18 protein-coding genes are annotated in these 14750 nt (G+C 64.4%); 6 read left to right on the top strand and 12 right to left on the bottom strand.

Annotation, left to right across the window (positions count from 1 at the left end):
- Positions 1–235 precede the first annotated feature (235 nt).
- The 4 genes from C2R25_RS01875 to C2R25_RS01860 form a co-directional block, all read right to left on the bottom strand.
- Entirely contained in the window at positions 236–1777 is a 1542-nt protein-coding gene (locus tag C2R25_RS01875; protein ID WP_103727606.1) for a SulP family inorganic anion transporter, read from the bottom strand.
- A complete protein-coding gene (locus C2R25_RS01870) occupies positions 1774–2463 on the bottom strand; it encodes a carbonic anhydrase (RefSeq protein ID WP_103727628.1) in 690 nt (229 codons plus the stop codon). Before C2R25_RS01870 ends, C2R25_RS01875 begins: the two co-directional genes overlap by 4 nt.
- Before the next feature lie 127 nt (positions 2464–2590).
- A complete protein-coding gene (locus tag C2R25_RS01865; protein WP_103727605.1) occupies positions 2591–3916 on the bottom strand; it encodes an ATP-binding protein in 1326 nt (441 codons plus the stop codon).
- Positions 3916–4644, bottom strand: coding sequence for a response regulator (locus tag C2R25_RS01860; protein ID WP_103727604.1), 729 nt, complete (start codon positions 4642–4644; stop codon positions 3916–3918). The genes C2R25_RS01865 and C2R25_RS01860 overlap by 1 nt, the downstream gene beginning before the upstream one ends.
- Before the next feature lie 437 nt (positions 4645–5081).
- Between C2R25_RS01860 and C2R25_RS01855 the strand changes: the two genes are divergently transcribed.
- Entirely contained in the window at positions 5082–5555 is a 474-nt protein-coding gene (locus C2R25_RS01855; RefSeq protein WP_103727603.1) for a TrbC/VirB2 family protein, read from the top strand.
- Between the two features lie 123 nt (positions 5556–5678).
- Complete coding sequence (locus C2R25_RS01850; RefSeq protein WP_103727602.1) at positions 5679–6830, top strand: glycosyltransferase family 1 protein; 1152 nt, start codon at positions 5679–5681, stop codon at positions 6828–6830.
- Positions 6831–6948: 118 nt separating this feature from the next.
- Here the strand turns inward: C2R25_RS01850 and C2R25_RS01845 are convergent, their stop codons facing one another.
- Positions 6949–7281, bottom strand: coding sequence for a hypothetical protein (locus tag C2R25_RS01845; RefSeq protein WP_103727601.1), 333 nt, complete (start codon positions 7279–7281; stop codon positions 6949–6951).
- A 342-nt stretch (positions 7282–7623) separates the two neighbouring features.
- Between C2R25_RS01845 and C2R25_RS01840 the strand changes: the two genes are divergently transcribed.
- Entirely contained in the window at positions 7624–8052 is a 429-nt protein-coding gene (locus C2R25_RS01840; protein WP_103727600.1) for an OsmC family protein, read from the top strand.
- Here C2R25_RS01840 and C2R25_RS01835 read toward each other — a convergent pair.
- A complete protein-coding gene (locus C2R25_RS01835; RefSeq protein ID WP_103727599.1) occupies positions 8049–8492 on the bottom strand; it encodes a COG3650 family protein in 444 nt (147 codons plus the stop codon). The genes C2R25_RS01840 and C2R25_RS01835 overlap by 4 nt on opposite strands.
- A 307-nt stretch (positions 8493–8799) precedes the next feature.
- On the opposite strand from C2R25_RS01835, the gene C2R25_RS01830 reads away from it, so the two are divergent.
- On the top strand, positions 8800–9072 hold the full coding sequence (locus C2R25_RS01830; RefSeq protein WP_103727598.1) for a hypothetical protein: 273 nt from the start codon (positions 8800–8802) through the stop codon (positions 9070–9072).
- A gap of 195 nt (positions 9073–9267) precedes the next feature.
- A complete protein-coding gene (locus C2R25_RS01825) occupies positions 9268–9735 on the top strand; it encodes a hypothetical protein (RefSeq protein ID WP_103727597.1) in 468 nt (155 codons plus the stop codon).
- On the opposite strand, the gene C2R25_RS01820 is transcribed toward C2R25_RS01825, so the two are convergent.
- The 3 genes from C2R25_RS01820 to C2R25_RS01810 all read right to left on the bottom strand — a co-directional run bounded on the left by C2R25_RS01820 (position 9732) and on the right by C2R25_RS01810 (position 10874).
- Entirely contained in the window at positions 9732–10091 is a 360-nt protein-coding gene (locus C2R25_RS01820; protein ID WP_103727596.1) for a hypothetical protein, read from the bottom strand. The genes C2R25_RS01825 and C2R25_RS01820 overlap by 4 nt on opposite strands.
- Before the next feature lie 88 nt (positions 10092–10179).
- Positions 10180–10560 carry a DUF4440 domain-containing protein gene (locus tag C2R25_RS01815; RefSeq protein WP_103727595.1) on the bottom strand — a complete coding sequence of 127 codons (381 nt, stop codon included), beginning with the start codon at positions 10558–10560 and terminating at the stop codon, positions 10180–10182.
- Complete coding sequence (locus C2R25_RS01810) at positions 10557–10874, bottom strand: YciI-like protein (RefSeq protein ID WP_103727594.1); 318 nt, start codon at positions 10872–10874, stop codon at positions 10557–10559. The genes C2R25_RS01815 and C2R25_RS01810 overlap by 4 nt, the downstream gene beginning before the upstream one ends.
- 191 nt (positions 10875–11065) lie before the next feature.
- On the opposite strand from C2R25_RS01810, the gene C2R25_RS01805 reads away from it, so the two are divergent.
- Entirely contained in the window at positions 11066–11695 is a 630-nt protein-coding gene (locus tag C2R25_RS01805; RefSeq protein ID WP_103727593.1) for a twin-arginine translocation pathway signal protein, read from the top strand.
- Between the two features lie 39 nt (positions 11696–11734).
- On the opposite strand, the gene C2R25_RS01800 is transcribed toward C2R25_RS01805, so the two are convergent.
- The 3 genes from C2R25_RS01800 to thiC all read right to left on the bottom strand — a co-directional run bounded on the left by C2R25_RS01800 (position 11735) and on the right by thiC (position 14698).
- The gene (locus tag C2R25_RS01800; RefSeq protein ID WP_103727592.1) at positions 11735–12487 is read right to left on the bottom strand and encodes a DUF72 domain-containing protein; all 753 of its coding nucleotides are present in this window, start codon (positions 12485–12487) and stop codon (positions 11735–11737) included.
- Positions 12484–12771: a hypothetical protein gene (locus C2R25_RS01795; protein WP_103727591.1), complete on the bottom strand. Its 288-nt coding sequence runs from the start codon at positions 12769–12771 to the stop codon at positions 12484–12486. Before C2R25_RS01795 ends, C2R25_RS01800 begins: the two co-directional genes overlap by 4 nt.
- A gap of 67 nt (positions 12772–12838) precedes the next feature.
- Entirely contained in the window at positions 12839–14698 is a 1860-nt protein-coding gene (thiC, locus tag C2R25_RS01790) for a phosphomethylpyrimidine synthase ThiC (RefSeq protein ID WP_103727590.1), read from the bottom strand.
- Positions 14699–14750 lie beyond the last annotated feature (52 nt).

Below are 14750 nucleotides of genomic sequence, written 5' to 3'. Positions count from 1 at the left end.
CGCTACGTGGCGGGCCTTGTTCCTGCAGACGCTCCCAACCCTAGGGCATGGGCGCATCTTGGCAAGCGCCATGTGCTTCCATAGCATCACGGGGCGATCAGCTGTGGTTGGCCTGCAACACATTCGCTCCGCCGGGGATGCTTCGGTCGAAAGAAAACGGGCGGCTGCGCGATTGCACAGCCGCCCGGGTTTCGGCGTCATGGCCCTGAGGCGGGTGTCGGCTCCCTGAGCCGGGTCAGCCTGCCACAGGAAGTGGCCGCAGGATGTTGTCCGGACCGGTGACGCGGTCACGCTGGCCGCCCTGGCGGCGACGGCTGATCCATTCGGAAAGGGTTTCCGCCGTCGTATGGTCCATCGCCTTCACGCGACCGAGGTCGAGATGGACCGGGCGATGAGGCGGCTGCTTCTCAAGCACGTTGTTCAGGCGCGTCAGGCCCACGAAAGTCGCAGCGCCGTTCAGTTCAAGGCGAGTGGCCTCACCCTCGTCGTGCTCTTCCACCTTGAGGCGCAGGTGTTTGTAGTGCGGCAGCAGTTCGATGACCGAGAGCGCGAGGCCTACGAGCACGCCCGTCAGCAGATCTGTGGTCACCACCAAGATGAAGGTAACCGCCCAGATCGCCGCCGGCAGCACGCCATGCACCTTGAAGAGGTGACGGACATGCTTGAGGCTCACGAGCTTCCAGCCCGTCACCACGAGGACGCCGCCAAGGGCCGCCATCGGCACTTCGCGCAGCAGCCACGGCAGCAGGGCGACGAAACCGAGTATCCACACGCCGTGAAGCATGGTGGACAGCCGCGTCCGCGCGCCGGCCTGGACGTTGGCGGATGAGCGGACGATGACGCCCGTCATGGGGAGTGCGCCGAAGACACCGCACAGGAAGTTGCCGACACCCTGCGCACGCAGTTCCTTGTCGTACTTCGTACGCTCACCATCATGCATGCGATCGACCGCCGCAGCCGAGAGCAGGGTTTCCGCGCTGGCAATGAAGGCGATGGCGAGCGCGGCCACGATGAGCGCGGGATTGCCCAGCGGGGCGAACCAGGCGGCGCTCGTGGGAAAAGCGAACGCTGCAGCGATGGAAGTCGGCACCTCGATGCGCGCGACCTCCAGACCCAATCCCCAGGCGATGGCGGTCGCGGCCAGAACGCCCAGCAGTGCGCCTGGAACAAGGGTCATCGACTTGGGACGCACCTTCTCCCAGCCGATCATGACGACGATCGTCAGAAGGCCGAGCAACAACGCCATTTCCGTCGCCGCCGCATTGGAGAAGTCGAGCCCGAAGATCCGCTCCGGCATCGCGGCCAGGTTCTGCAAGCCGCTGGACAACGGCCTTTCATCGAACAGGATATGGAACTGGCCGATGACAATCAGCGCGCCGATGCCCGCAAGCATCCCGTGAACCACCGCCGGGCTGATCGCGCGAAACAGGCCACCCAGCTTGAGCGCGCCCGCAACGAGTTGGAGAATGCCTGCCAGCAGCAGCACCGGCCCCAGCGCTTCCAGTCCGTGCTCGCGAACGAACTCGAACACGATGACGGCCAGGCCGGCAGCCGGTCCGCTGACCTGCAGCGGCGACCCCGCCAGCAGGCCCACGACGATGCCACCAATTATGCCGGTGACGAGGCCCTTCTCCGGCGGCACGCCGGATGCGATCGCGATACCCATGCACAGGGGCATGGCCACGAGAAACACGACTATGGAAGCCGTGAAGTCCCGACCGAAGTGGGAGAAGATGCCTGAGCGCTCTTCCCCCATGGCGGGTGAGAGCGTGCTCATTCAGCCGCCTCGGCGTATTCGGTGGCGATGCGGGCACGTGCCGGCAGGGCAACCGGCAGGTCGCGGTCCTCGCGCAGAACAACGAACTCGCCGGTTTCGCCGTTGAGACCCAGCACCTGCCCGGCATGAATATCGACCATCCAGCCATGCAGCGTCATCTCGCCGCGGGCGATGGCGGCAGCGACGGACGGGTGAGTGCGCAGGTGGTTGATCTGCGCGATGATGTTTTCAAGCGTGATCGCACGAACGCGCTCCTTGCCGTCCAGTTCGGAATGGCAGGTGCTGACGATGTGCGCGGCGGCCGCGCCGTGCTTCAGCCATGCGGCGACGTTGGGCATCGCTTCGAGACCCGTGGGATCAGAGAGGGCCTTCATCGCACCGCAGTCCGAGTGACCGCAGACGATGATGTCGCGCACGCCCAGCGCCGCCACGGCATACTCGACCGTGGATGTGACGCCGCCGTTTTGCGTGGCGTAGGGCGGCACGATGTTGCCGGCGTTGCGGCAGACGAACAGGTCACCGGGATCCGCCTGCATGATCTGCTCGGGCACGATGCGCGAATCGGCGCAGGAGATCATCAGCGCCTTGGGCGACTGGCCGTGCGTGGTGAGCTTGTTGAAGAGCTCGCTGCTGGCTGGAAAAAGTGTCTTCTCGAAGTTGAAGACGCGACCGATGAGTTCGTTCATGCTGAACACCTTTCTGTTATCCACTGCCGTCGGCGCACGCACCGCGACTTAATGTGAAAAGTTAGGTGTCCTGATTTTCGGCATTCATGCGGCGTTGTTACGAAGTCTTGCTGCGCTGCAGCGCGGCTCAACCTTGCTCTAGCGGCAGGCGGATCGTCGCACGCAGCCCGCCTTCGGCACGATTGCGCAGGTCGAGTGTCCCGTTTTCGGAGCGGACCGCCTTGCTGACGATCGGCAGGCCGAGCCCCATGCCCGCCGTGTCGCGCGCACGCGCCGTGTCCAGCCTGACGAAAGGCTGAAGGGCATCGGCGATCCTGTCGTCCGGGATACCGGGACCGTCGTCTTCCACGACGATCTCGACCGCCCCGCCGTCGCGCCTCACGCGCACCCGGACATTGCCGCCGTAGTGGAGGGCGTTCTCGATGAGATTGGAGAGCGCCCGCCGTATGGGCACCGGCCTTACGCTGATCTCCAGGTTCGACGGCCCCGAATACGTCGCGTCCGCACCATGGTCGGCGGCTGTATCGACCAGGGTTTCGGCCATCACCGCTATGTCGATGCGGGCTACGGGGATCGACCGGCCATCGCTCTCGACATAGGCCTGGATCGAATCGAGGAGCATGCGCATCTCCTCGATATCCTTGTTGAGGCCGTCGCGAACTTCCGGGTCGACGCTGTCGTCATCGAGCCGAAGCCGCATCCGGGCCAAAGGCGTTTTCAGGTCGTGTCCGATCGCCAGCATTGTCTGGGTTCGATCGATGAGGGATTGATGGATGCGCTGCTGCATCTCGTTCAGCGCGCGGATCAGCTCCCGCAATTCATCCGGCCCACGTTCCGGCACCAGACGAGGCGGACCGGAGCCAAGGTGGCGCGTAGCTGCAATAAGCGTGCGCAGCGGCTTCAGCGTCGTGCGCACCAGGACCCAGGCCAGAGCCAAGAGGAGCAGCGTGGGCAGCGCCAGCCTGATCACGCGACTTGCGGTCAGCTTCCACGCGGCGTTCGCATACGTCCGAAACTCCACGAAGCTGTTGTCGGACAGGCGCATGGAACCGCCGATATTGCCTTTGCCCGGAACCCCCTCGAGATGGAGTTCGAGATCGGCAAGCGCCAGTTCGGGGGCAATTTCCAGCACCTGCTCGCGCAGGTTGGACAAGCCGAGGGCCGATCGACGGCGAGCGGCCGGGGCCGACCACTTCAGCTTGAAACGCTGGGTACTCAGCACCCCGGCCAGATCGGTGCGCTCCGCCATCGGGGCCCGCTGCAGTGTTCGCCGCGCCAGCACGAGGTTCTCCGCAATCCTTTCCGCATCGTCACGGCGCAGGACGAACGAGTTCACCCGGTCGAAAAGAAAGGAGTTGGCGGCGAAATCGACCAGAACGACGAGCAACAGCACGGCCAGCAGTCGCTCAGGCAGGCCCAGGCGCCTGAATCGAGCGACAAGCCTGCCTGCCATCAGTTGCGGATCACTTCGGCCTTGAACATGTAGCCGACACCCCGAACAGTCACGATCGGCGGCTCGGCGCCTTCCGCCTGCAGCTTGCGGCGCAGGCGGCTTACCAGAACGTCGATGGAACGGTCCGAACTGTCGCCGATGCGGGAGCGCGAGAGTTCCATGAGCCGCTCGCGTCCCAGAACGCGCTGGGGGTAGCCGAGAAAGGTGGACAGCAGATCGAATTCGGCGCCGGTAAGGTCCACGATCGCGCCACTGGGTGACCGAAGCTCGCGCCGGGCGATGGACACCTGCCATCCGTCGAACTGGATCATGTCGGGGCTGCGCGTATCGGCGGCCGGCTCCGTCGATGAATCAAGCCCTCCCCCCCGACGCAGGACGGCGCTGACCCGGGCCGCCAGTTCGCGCGTGCTGAATGGCTTGGCCAAATAATCGTCCGCGCCCAGTTCAAGGCCAAGGACGCGATCTTCCTCGCTTCCTCGTGCACTGATGAAGATGATCGGAACATCGCTTTCGCGGCGCAAGCGGCGGAACAGGTCGAAGCCGCTGGTCCCGGGAAGCATGATATCGAGCACCACGAGATTGACTGCGGTCTCCCGCAGCGTCACCCACATTTCCGCGCCCGTCGCAGCGGTGAGCACATTGAACCCGCTCTGACGCAGGGCCCGCGCCGTAAGCGTGCGCAACGCTCCATCATCCTCGACGAGCAGAATAGTGGGGGGCGTGGACATCGTTTCTTGCGAATTTCTATGAAGTGGTGCGGCCGTCATCGTGAACAAACTCTGCTGGCATATAGAGGAACCGCGCGGTCAGGGAAACCGCGCGGCGGAAAATCTCTCTCAGTAGCACGGCTTGGCGCCGGCCACTGAAAGGGCATGAGAGATCCGGCCGGAGCAAACGGCGGAAGGCAGCCATAGCCTGCGGTTTTGCCGAGCAACGACCGGAGCGCTTCAGAGTGGGGCTGTCGAATGACAAGGTTTTGGCCCTGACGTGACGAAATGTTGCCGGCGACGACGAACGGGACGGCGAGCGCGACCAGCGCCTTGCGCCGCGTCCTATCGAGCCGTGACGGGTTCACCCGCAGTTCAGTCCTTCTGGTTCAAAAGCTTATCGACGTGCCCACCGCAACCGCCGTTACCCGGTTGGCTCGGAAAGGGAGACGCAAGTCATGAGTACTAATCTACTGAAATCCATCGCCAAGAAACTGGCGCTCGGCGCGGCCGTGGCTGCATCCGTCGTGATGACGGCCTCTCCGGCCCAGGCGCAGGACCGCTACTACGACCGCGGCGACAACACGGCCGCCATCGCCATCGGCGCCGGTGTCATCGGCCTCGCGCTCGGAGCCGCGCTCGCGGATCGGGACGACCGGTATTACTACGACCGCGACCGCTGGGGTTCACGCCGCTACGTGCGGGTGCGTGATCGCCCCGGCTACTATTACTACTACGACAACGCGCCGAACCGCTACTACCGGGACCGTTACTACGATCGGTACTATTCGCAATGGAACCGCCCCGGCTGGCGCGGAGGCGATCGCCGCGACTGGAACCGCAGCCGGCACTGGCGGGATGATCGTCGCGCAAATCGCGGTCGGGACCGCTGGGACGGCCGTGGACGGGATCGGTACGACCGTCGCCGCTGAGGCTGATCGGAATACCGCCATGGGCAGCAGGTGCAAGCGCTGCGCCCTCCCGTGGCGGTGATCCACCGGCCCATCTGAACCACCCTCGCCAAGCGGGACTGAGGCGGCTATGGGCGCCTCACCATGAATACCGCAGATCTGCGCATTGCCCTCTTTTCAGGCAACTACAACTACGTTCGCGATGGAGCCAACCAGGCCCTTAACCGTCTCGTCGGCTTTCTTCTTCGTCAAGGCGCGGACGTGCGCGTCTACGCTCCCACCGTGGCGCGTCCGGCTTTCGAACCCACTGGGCAACTGATCGGCGTGCGCGCCTTCGCAATTCCGGGACGGCCGGAATACCGGTTCCCGTTCTCCATTTCCGGCAGGGCGCGCCGCGATCTTGCTGCCTTCAAGCCGAACGTGGTCCACGTCTCCTCGCCGGATCCGGTCGGCCATCAGGCCGTATCCTGGGCGCGGCGCCAGAACCTTCCGGTTCTCGCCTCCGTCCACACGCGGTTCGAAACTTATCTGCGCTACTACAACATGGCTTGGGGCGAACCCGTGGTAGAAGCCATCTTGCGCCGGTTCTACCGGCGCTGCGACGCTCTGGTCGCGCCATCGGAAAGCATGGCGCAGCTCCTCCGCGAGCAGCGCATGAACTACGATGTGTCGATCTGGTCGCGCGGTGTGGATCACGAGATCTTCAACCCGGGCCGCCGGGATCTCGAATGGCGCCGCAGCCACGGCATCGAGGACCACGAAGTCGTAATCGGTTTTCTCGGTCGGCTGGTTATGGAAAAGGGCCTCGACGTCTTTTCCGATACCGTTGACGAGCTTCGCCGGCGCAACGTGCCTCACAAGGTGCTGGTGATCGGCCAAGGCCCCGCCCGAGAGTGGTTCGAGGAACGCCTGCCCGGCGGCGCCTTCGTTGGCTTCCAGGCCGGCTCTGACCTGGGCAGGGCCGTGGCCTCCCTTGATGTGCTTTTCAATCCGTCTGTGACCGAAACCTTCGGCAACGTCACGCTGGAGGCAATGGCATGCGGCATTCCGGTAGTGGCGGCCGCCGCAACCGGCAGCCAGAGCCTGGTGGACGACCGTGTCTCCGGCCGCCTCATCCCACCGGGAGCGAGCCACCAGTTTGCCGAAGCACTGAAGAACTACGCCGAAGATGCCGCGCTACGCCGCGCCCATGGCGAGGCTGGCGTCGCGCGCGCACGGGAATTCAGCTGGGACAGCATCAATCAGGCTGTGGCCGACACCTACCTGCGGCTCATCCGCCAGAAGACGCGCGGCTAAGCGCAACAGTTCAGGACAAGGCGCGGCGTTTACACCGCGCCTCGCGCCTCTCTCCTCCCTGCCTCTGGCCGAAACCGGCCAGCCGCTTGTGCGCGCGGCATGATCTCGTTTGGGTGTGTCACGCTCCCTTGCGCTGCAGCCGCACCAGGGCACGGTCGATCTCCGCCCGGACCGCGCCGTTCAGTTCACCGTCCACGACCCGGTAGACGATGCGGCCCTCTTCCATCGAATAGGCGACCGTCGCCATGTCGTCATTGAAGCTGGCCACATAGAGCGCGGGCTTGCGCTGTATCAACGCAAGATCGTCGGCGCGGAGAACCAGCGTGTCGCGCATGAAATAGGCGCCGGTCATTTCCGCAGGCGCCACGTCGGCGCTGGCGTGCGTCGCCCCGGCCGTTGCCATTGCAAGCAGGACAAGCCCTGCCTGCAACGCTGTCAGGAATCGCTCCATGACGACTCTTCCTCTCCGGTGCAGACCTGTCCTGCAGGTCTGTCATCTGGAAGAGACTCGTAACATGCAGACACGGTTCCACGAAGCAGTCATTGGTGAGGAAGCTTGATACTGCTGCAAATATCGCACTGCAGTATGATCAGCTGTATTCAACTGATACTCGCTACGTGCTGAAGAATCGAAGCTCTACGGTGCAAATTCAGGGAAAACTGCGAAGGCAGTTTGACAGTTCTCACCGCAGTTGCTCAGGCGCAAAAATTCCGGCGGCAGGGTGGAGGAACCGTCCAGCCCGGATGACGTTGCCTGACGGACGGCCCTGCCCCTGGAACAAAGGAACCTGCGATGACCACCAACACCGCGTCTGCACGCTACGTCGGCTTCGGCAAGTCTGGCAAAGGCTCGATCTCCACCCGGTCCGGTGTGCTGTCGGAACAGCCCTATGGCTTTGGCACCCGTTTCGAAGGCGTGCCCGGCACCAACCCTGAAGAACTGATCGCCGCCGCCCATTCCGCGTGCTTCACGATGGCCACCAGCTTCGCTCTTGCGAGCGCGGGTTACTCTGACGGGACCCTGGACACCGAATGCACCGTGACTCTCGACAAGGAGGGTGACGGTTTCGCAGTGACTAAGTCGGCCCTGAAGCTTTCGGCGGCCGTGCCCGGCATCTCACAGGACGAGTTCGATCGCATAGCGAACGATGCCAAGGCGAATTGCCCGATCTCCAAGCTGTTCAACTGCGAAGTCACTCTGGAAAAGTCGCTGAAGGGCTAGCGCGCCGCACCAAGGCGGGGCTCGCGATCCGTCCAGGCGCAGCCCTGCCGTAGTTGCTCACCCATCTGCAGAGTCACGGCAAAGGGGTAGACGGTGTCGGACATCCCATCGCTGCACCGTGTCGGCGTGACCGCCAGTATCACCTCGCGCCCGCCGATGGAGCCGCTGAAGGACACGCCCCCGCGCCCCGCGAAGCGCGCGACGGACACTTGGACGCCTTCCGGGTTTTCCGGAGTCGTGTAGCGGAATCCTTCGGCGCCGACCGTACCGCCCCAAAAGGGCTCGGTACCGACAAGCTGAATGATCTCTCCAGGCTTGATGCCATTCCACGGGCGGTGATCGCCGGCATCGCCAGGCAGGTTGTCGGTGGCAGAATGACATGCTGCAAGAGCGAAGAACCCTGCAAGCGACGGAAGCGTGAGAGAGGTTAGCCGCGACATGACCCGAGCCTACGAGCGAGGAGCCGAGTCTTCAATCGCAAGGTGCGCCGATTCGCATGCAGTTCTGCTTCGGCGTTTGATCTGCCCGGGTCACACGCCGGAAAACTAATCTTTTTCAAGCCGCCGTAGCGCTGAACTCTCGTTCAACATTATCAGATTCCAGCGCTTTCTATGCGCTTGCGTGTTATGCAACAGCGATTACCGCTAATGAAATTGCGATGCTAAGCCAACTGCGCTTTTGCTGCACCGCACAAGATAACTGCAGCCCGAGGCGAACCAAGCCTCGTCGAAAAGCAAGGATCGCACCATGTTCAAGACTGTCTTCGCCTCCGCCGCCATCGCTCTTCTCGCCGTTCCGGCCGCCGCTCACGCTGATGACAGCCGTGAGTTCTCGCACGAGGGCGTGAACTACACCTACACCACCGCTCAGAAGGGCAAGGTCACCGTGATCAACGGCACGACCTCCGCCGGCGTTCCCTTCCGTCTCTACGTCAAGGGTGGCCGCGTATCGGGCACCTACAACAGCCGCTATGTGTCGTTCACGACCGCAGAGGCCGCCAAGCTGAACCTCGCCCAGTAAAAAACGGGCAGGTTTCGGGCAAACTGATCGCGCAGCTCGCGCGCTCGGGCATCCTCCTCTCCCCCGCCTGAGCCGCTGAGCGCCGAACCAGGCGCCGTCCCGCACCGCCGGGACGGCGCCTTTTTCTCGTGCCGGGCGCTGACAAGGGATGGCGGTTGAAGTAGCGCCTCAGGCGCACATACCTTTGGAAATTTGATGGCTGCGGGCAAATTTGTTCTCTTGCTGATGGGCGGCGGGCTTGCGGGTGCCGCCTTCGCCGCGTTGACGACAGGCGCGATCACGCGACTCCCCGATGCGCAAGAGAGCCTCTCCCCTCCGCCGGTCGCGCAGCCGGACGCGGGTTCTGATAGCGACGAGGGAGCTTTCGTCCTTGGCACCGCGCAATGGCCTTTTCAGGCCGAAGGCGGTGCGGACGGGCTGGCCTACTCCCCGGAAGATCTGGAGGCGCCGGACTATGAGCCGGGCCCCGCGGCGGAAGACAACCGCCCTTTCGCCTACCATGCCGGGGAGCCGCCGAAGCGGATGAGTCAGCCGATGCCATCCGCGCGCCCGGTTCCGCCCCCGACAGGCAGGGTCGGGGGCGCGGGCGACGCCGCCACCGCTGCCGCAAGCCGTGCGGCCGATGCAGCGCAGGACGTGCTCGCGGCCGAAACCGCCCTTTAATCGTTAGCGGACAGGCGCCGCAGGTTCTTGCGGACCTCGCGGCGGTAATGCGACACCATATGGCGGCATACCGTCTCCGGATCGTGGCCAAGCTGCCCCATGGCAAAGGCAATGCCGAGTTCCCAGCCAGCCCAAACCTTTTCGGTCACCATGCGAACCATCTCGGTCCCCGCATCGGCATCGCAGCGATTGATGCGTGCCGTGCGCATCGCGATCACCGATCCGGCCTCCGCCCAAAGCTTGCCGGCCTCGTCCAGCAAGTCCCGGGTGGCGCAATCCTGCTTCATCCGCGCACGTCCTCGTCCTTCGCCCGTGCGCAGGTTTTGCACACGCTCCGGCGGTCCGCTGCCGAACATCGCACATCCTCGGGAAAAACCCGGACGCTCGACCGGCGAGCCGGGTTGCGGCGCTCCTTAGTCGAAGTCCGGCGCGCGGGAAAGATTTTCATCCAAGGGTGACGAAGACCTCCGCCTCGATGACCCACTCCCCCGCCGTCTCGCGCCACTTGGCCGCATAAGTTCCCGAGGCCTCCGGCTGCGGCGAGCCGGCAGCCGTTCCATGCCAGTGCCCCTGCTCCATTGCGACCGGCTCAACCGCCGAAACGATGACATGTTCAGGCGTCCGTTGGTAGATCAGGCGATCGGCATGGCCGAATTCCCGCCGCCAGATCTTTACCTGCGCCATGCGGCCAGCGATCACGGCACTGTCGCTGCCGGTCACCATGACACAGTCCTTTGCCAGCAAAGGTCCGATCGCGGCCGCGTCACCGTCGGCAATGGCGCGATTGAAGGCGGCGCGTCGGGTTCGGACGGCGAGTTCCGTCATAATCCCTCCACACCCGGCCGCAGCGGAGATGCCGCGCCTTCACCGGCGACGGTCATCCACCGCCGCACGTTCCAGCGTTCGACAAGGCCCTCCTTCACATAGGGATCGGCGACCGCAAAGGCCTCCGCCACCTCTGGCCCCTGCCCTGCGAAGAGCAGCATCGCCGTGTCCAGCGGATTTTCGATGGCCCCCGCCAGAAGCATCTCGCCACGTTCGCAGGCTCTCCACGCGTGTTCGAGATGTGCATCACGCAATGCGCCACGCCGTTCGAGATAGCCCGGGGCTAGGTGATAGATGAGCAGATAGTGGTTCATACAGAGATCATGGCGCGCGCTGCGCCCCCCGGAAAGGCCCTGCCTTCAACCATCCACCGGATCTGGAAGGCACAGCGCGCGGGAGCCCATAGATCGGGTCTATGCCGCCCATGGACCAACGGCATCTAGGCCAGCGAGGCAGGATTGCTCTCAATGCACGGCGGTCACGATCGACCGTGGGAGCGCACCGGATGATTCTGAAGATCGCAGGCGTCAGCCTGTCGCTGGCAATGCTGATGATGGCCCCCGGATCGGCCTTCGCCCAAGCCTCCGCAACGGCGTCCGAGGCAACGTCCCCCGGGCCCGGCCAAGGTACGCCCGCCCTTGTTCCCTCCGACTTCGTCGTTCCGGCACAGGCGGAGGCCGACAGCTTTAAGCTCGTGCCGCTCGGCCCTGACGTGGTGGATGTGGACTTCGCCGCGTACATGTCCTCGATCGAGCATCTGCAGGCGACCTTCACGCGCAGCACGGACTGGCCCCATGCCAACCTTTCCGCCGCTGACGCGATGCGCGACATGGAGAACGAGCAGACTCGCTTCCGGGAGCGCAAATCCTTCGCCTACGCAGTCCTGACGCCGGACGGAAAGCGGGAACGGGGCTCGGTGTACGTGTCGCCCAGCCCGGTCGACGGCTACGACGCCGTAGTGAGGCTCTGGGTAACCAAGGCCGAATACGACGCCGGGTTCGACACGCGGCTGTACAGCTGGGTGACGGCCTGGATCGCCGAAGACTGGCCTTTCGCCAGGGTGGCCTACCCCGGCCGCGCCATCGCGTGGAAGGATTGGGATGCTCTCGTGGCGGCGCAGAAGGCTGGCGCGTAAATCTGGCAAGGCCACGCTGCGAACAGGCCTGCGGACACGTCAGGCACCCTGCAGCGCCAGCTTGCCCAGCAGCGCCAGTGCCGCAGCGGGAGCTCGCTCCTTGGCCCCGTTGATGAAGAACGCAAAAATCTCGCGCCCCTCGACGGTCCAGGCTCCGATGCGCTCCTTCCAGGCGTCGAGTTCACCTTCGGCGTAGCCCTGCTCCAGCTCCGCGCGGGCGTTCTGCAGGCGGGCGTAGATGAAGGGGGCGCCCTCGGTCACATCCAGAACGGCGTATTTGGGCGAATCGGCAAGGATGACCGCGACCCCCGCCTTGCGGCACAATGCAAAGAAGGCAGGATCATCGAAGCTTTCGTGCCTCGCTTCGATCGCATGTTGCAGCATCATGCCCTCCTGCCGCGTAGGCAGCAGGGCCAGGAACGCGCCGATCTCATCGGGATCGAACGCCTTCGCTGCAGGAAGTTGCCAATTGATCGGGCCCAGCTTCGGGCCAAGTTCGACGAGCCCCTGAGCCATGAAGTTCGCCACGCCCTCACCCGCTTCGGCCAGATTCCTGCGCGTGGTGCAGTAACGGCTGCCCTTGACGGCGAAGCGGAAATGATCCGGCACCGCGTCGCGCCATTTGGCGAAGCTGGCCGGGCTCTGACGGCGGTAGAAGGTCGCGTTGATCTCCGTCGCGGTCAGCCGCTCGCCAAGGTAGGCGAGTTCGCGAGCGTGCGGCAGGCCTTCTGGGTAGAAGAGGCCGCGCCATGGTGCATAGGTCCAGCCGCCAACTCCGATGTGCACGGTCACCGATTCTTCCCCGTCAGCCGCTTGCGATTGGCGGCAACCTTTCGGCGGTAATGCCGCACGGCCTTGCCCGTGCTTGTGGCCGACCCACCGCCTGCCGCCAGCATCATCCCCGCCGTGGCGGCGGCACGGACCTTCTCCGTGACCATGAGCCGGTTCTCGCGCTCACTGCCCTGTCCCGTCATGATGTCGAACGTGCGCAGCCCGATGACCGTGAGGCTCTCCACCCCCAGCCAGTAGCTGTCGTGGGCCAGCTTCATCCAGTCGGCGGCCGGGTTCCGGTGCATTGCCTGATCCTCGTCACTGCGGGCGCGGGCTGCGCAGTGACGAGGGTGATCGGCTTGGGACCTGTCGTCAATCGTGCTCGCGTCCGTTGGAGCCGATGTAGAGTTCGCCGCCGGTATCCTTGAAGACCTTGCTCATCTCGGCCATGCCCGCCTCGGCGTCTTCGGCGGCCACGAAGGTCTCAACCGGCTGGTTCTGCTTGGCGGCAAACTCGCGCACTTCCTGCGAGATTTTCATCGAGCAGAACTTGGGCCCACACATTGAGCAGAAGTGCGCGGACTTGGCACCTTCTGCCGGAAGGGTCTGGTCATGGTACTGCTCCGCCGTATCGGGGTCGAGGCTAAGGTTGAACTGATCCCGCCAGCGGAACTCGAACCGCGCGCGGGAAAGCGCATCGTCGCGGACCTTGGCGGCGGGGTGGCCTTTCGCGAGGTCGGCGGCGTGGGCGGCCAGCTTGTACGTGACGACGCCAACTTTCACATCGTCGCGATCCGGCAGGCCCAGGTGCTCCTTGGGCGTGACGTAGCAGAGCATCGCGGTGCCGTACCAGCCGATCATGGCCGCGCCGATGCCGCTGGTGATATGGTCGTACCCCGGCGCGATGTCGGTGACGAGCGGCCCGAGGGTGTAGAACGGCGCTTCGCCGCAAGCCTGAAGCTGCTTTTCCATGTTCTCCTTGACCTTGTGCATCGGCACGTGGCCCGGCCCTTCGATCATGACCTGCACGTCCTGTTCCCAGGCGCGCCTGGTCAGTTCGCCGAGCGTGTAGAGTTCGGCGAACTGCGCCTCGTCGTTGGCATCCGCGATCGAGCCGGGACGCAACCCGTCACCCAGCGAATAGGCGACGTCATAGGCCTTCATGATCTCGGTAATCTCGTCGAAGCGTTCGTAGAGGAACGATTCCTTGTGATGCGCCAGGCACCACTTGGCCATGATCGAGCCGCCGCGCGAAACGATGCCCGTCACGCGCTTGGCGGCGAGCGGCACGAAGGGCAGGCGCACACCCGCATGAATTGTGAAGTAGTCCACCCCCTGCTCGGCCTGTTCGACCAATGTGTCGCGAAAGATCTCCCAGGTCAGTTCCTCGGCAATGCCGCCGACCTTTTCGAGCGCCTGATAGATCGGCACGGTGCCGATGGGCACGGGGCTGTTGCGAATGATCCATTCGCGCGTGTCGTGGATGTTCCTGCCGGTGGACAGGTCCATCACGGTGTCCGCGCCCCAGCGGATCGCCCAGACCATCTTGTCGACTTCGCTCGCCACGTCCGAAGCGACGGCGGAGTTGCCGATGTTGGCGTTGATCTTCACCAGGAAGTTGCGCCCAATCGCCATCGGTTCGCTTTCGGGGTGGTTGATGTTCGACGGGATGATGGCGCGGCCGCGCGCCACCTCCTCGCGCACGAATTCGGGCGTCACGTAGTCGGGGATGAAGGCTCCCCAATTCTGCCCGTCACGCACATATTCCTTGAGCCTCGCACGGCCGAGGTTTTCGCGCTCGGCCACGTATTCCATCTCGGGCGTGATGATACCGGCTTTCGCGTAGTGCATCTGGCTGACGTTTCGGCCGGGCTTCGCGCGCAGCGGGCGCTGCACCACGTTGGCGAAGGTGGGGACACCGGCGGAGCGGTCGGGCCCCTTCAGGCCGTTGTCCTCGGGCTTCACCTCGCGACCGGCATAGTCCTCGACGTCCCCGCGCGCGAGGATCCATTCGCGGCGCTTGAGCGCAAGGCCTGCCGAAATGTCGATGGTGGCCTGGGGATCGGTGTAAGGGCCGGACGTGTCGTAGACGCGCACCGGCGCTTCGCCGCTGCCGGGTTCCAGATGGATCTCGCGCATGGCCACACCGAGCGGGCCGACGTGGATCTTCCTCGATCCACGAATGGGGCCGGTGGTGACGCCGATTTCGAGCGTGCTGTTGATGTCTGCCATGGATTGCCTCTCTTCCTTCCATGGGACGGAAAAAGAGACGAAACTGCGGGCC

It is taken from the genome of Novosphingobium sp. HII-3, from assembly GCF_002916655.1.
Lineage (GTDB): Bacteria > Pseudomonadota > Alphaproteobacteria > Sphingomonadales > Sphingomonadaceae > Novosphingobium > Novosphingobium panipatense.
This window is presented reverse-complemented; position numbering and strand designations above follow the sequence as displayed.

Coding starts and splice junctions, on each gene's coding strand:
- C2R25_RS01835 (WP_103727599.1), bottom strand. CDS start 8,492: ATGTCGCGGCTAACCTCTCTCACGCTTCCGTCGCTTGCAGGGTTCTTC.
- C2R25_RS01805 (WP_103727593.1), top strand. CDS start 11,066: ATGATTCTGAAGATCGCAGGCGTCAGCCTGTCGCTGGCAATGCTGATG.
- C2R25_RS01875 (WP_103727606.1), bottom strand. CDS start 1,777: ATGAGCACGCTCTCACCCGCCATGGGGGAAGAGCGCTCAGGCATCTTC.
- C2R25_RS01810 (WP_103727594.1), bottom strand. CDS start 10,874: ATGAACCACTATCTGCTCATCTATCACCTAGCCCCGGGCTATCTCGAA.
- C2R25_RS01870 (WP_103727628.1), bottom strand. CDS start 2,463: ATGAACGAACTCATCGGTCGCGTCTTCAACTTCGAGAAGACACTTTTT.
- C2R25_RS01855 (WP_103727603.1), top strand. CDS start 5,082: ATGAGTACTAATCTACTGAAATCCATCGCCAAGAAACTGGCGCTCGGC.
- C2R25_RS01795 (WP_103727591.1), bottom strand. CDS start 12,771: ATGCACCGGAACCCGGCCGCCGACTGGATGAAGCTGGCCCACGACAGC.
- thiC (WP_103727590.1), bottom strand. CDS start 14,698: ATGGCAGACATCAACAGCACGCTCGAAATCGGCGTCACCACCGGCCCC.
- C2R25_RS01820 (WP_103727596.1), bottom strand. CDS start 10,091: ATGTTCGGCAGCGGACCGCCGGAGCGTGTGCAAAACCTGCGCACGGGC.
- C2R25_RS01860 (WP_103727604.1), bottom strand. CDS start 4,644: ATGTCCACGCCCCCCACTATTCTGCTCGTCGAGGATGATGGAGCGTTG.
- C2R25_RS01845 (WP_103727601.1), bottom strand. CDS start 7,281: ATGGAGCGATTCCTGACAGCGTTGCAGGCAGGGCTTGTCCTGCTTGCA.
- C2R25_RS01825 (WP_103727597.1), top strand. CDS start 9,268: ATGGCTGCGGGCAAATTTGTTCTCTTGCTGATGGGCGGCGGGCTTGCG.
- C2R25_RS01840 (WP_103727600.1), top strand. CDS start 7,624: ATGACCACCAACACCGCGTCTGCACGCTACGTCGGCTTCGGCAAGTCT.
- C2R25_RS01865 (WP_103727605.1), bottom strand. CDS start 3,916: ATGGCAGGCAGGCTTGTCGCTCGATTCAGGCGCCTGGGCCTGCCTGAG.
- C2R25_RS01815 (WP_103727595.1), bottom strand. CDS start 10,560: ATGACGGAACTCGCCGTCCGAACCCGACGCGCCGCCTTCAATCGCGCC.
- C2R25_RS01850 (WP_103727602.1), top strand. CDS start 5,679: ATGAATACCGCAGATCTGCGCATTGCCCTCTTTTCAGGCAACTACAAC.
- C2R25_RS01830 (WP_103727598.1), top strand. CDS start 8,800: ATGTTCAAGACTGTCTTCGCCTCCGCCGCCATCGCTCTTCTCGCCGTT.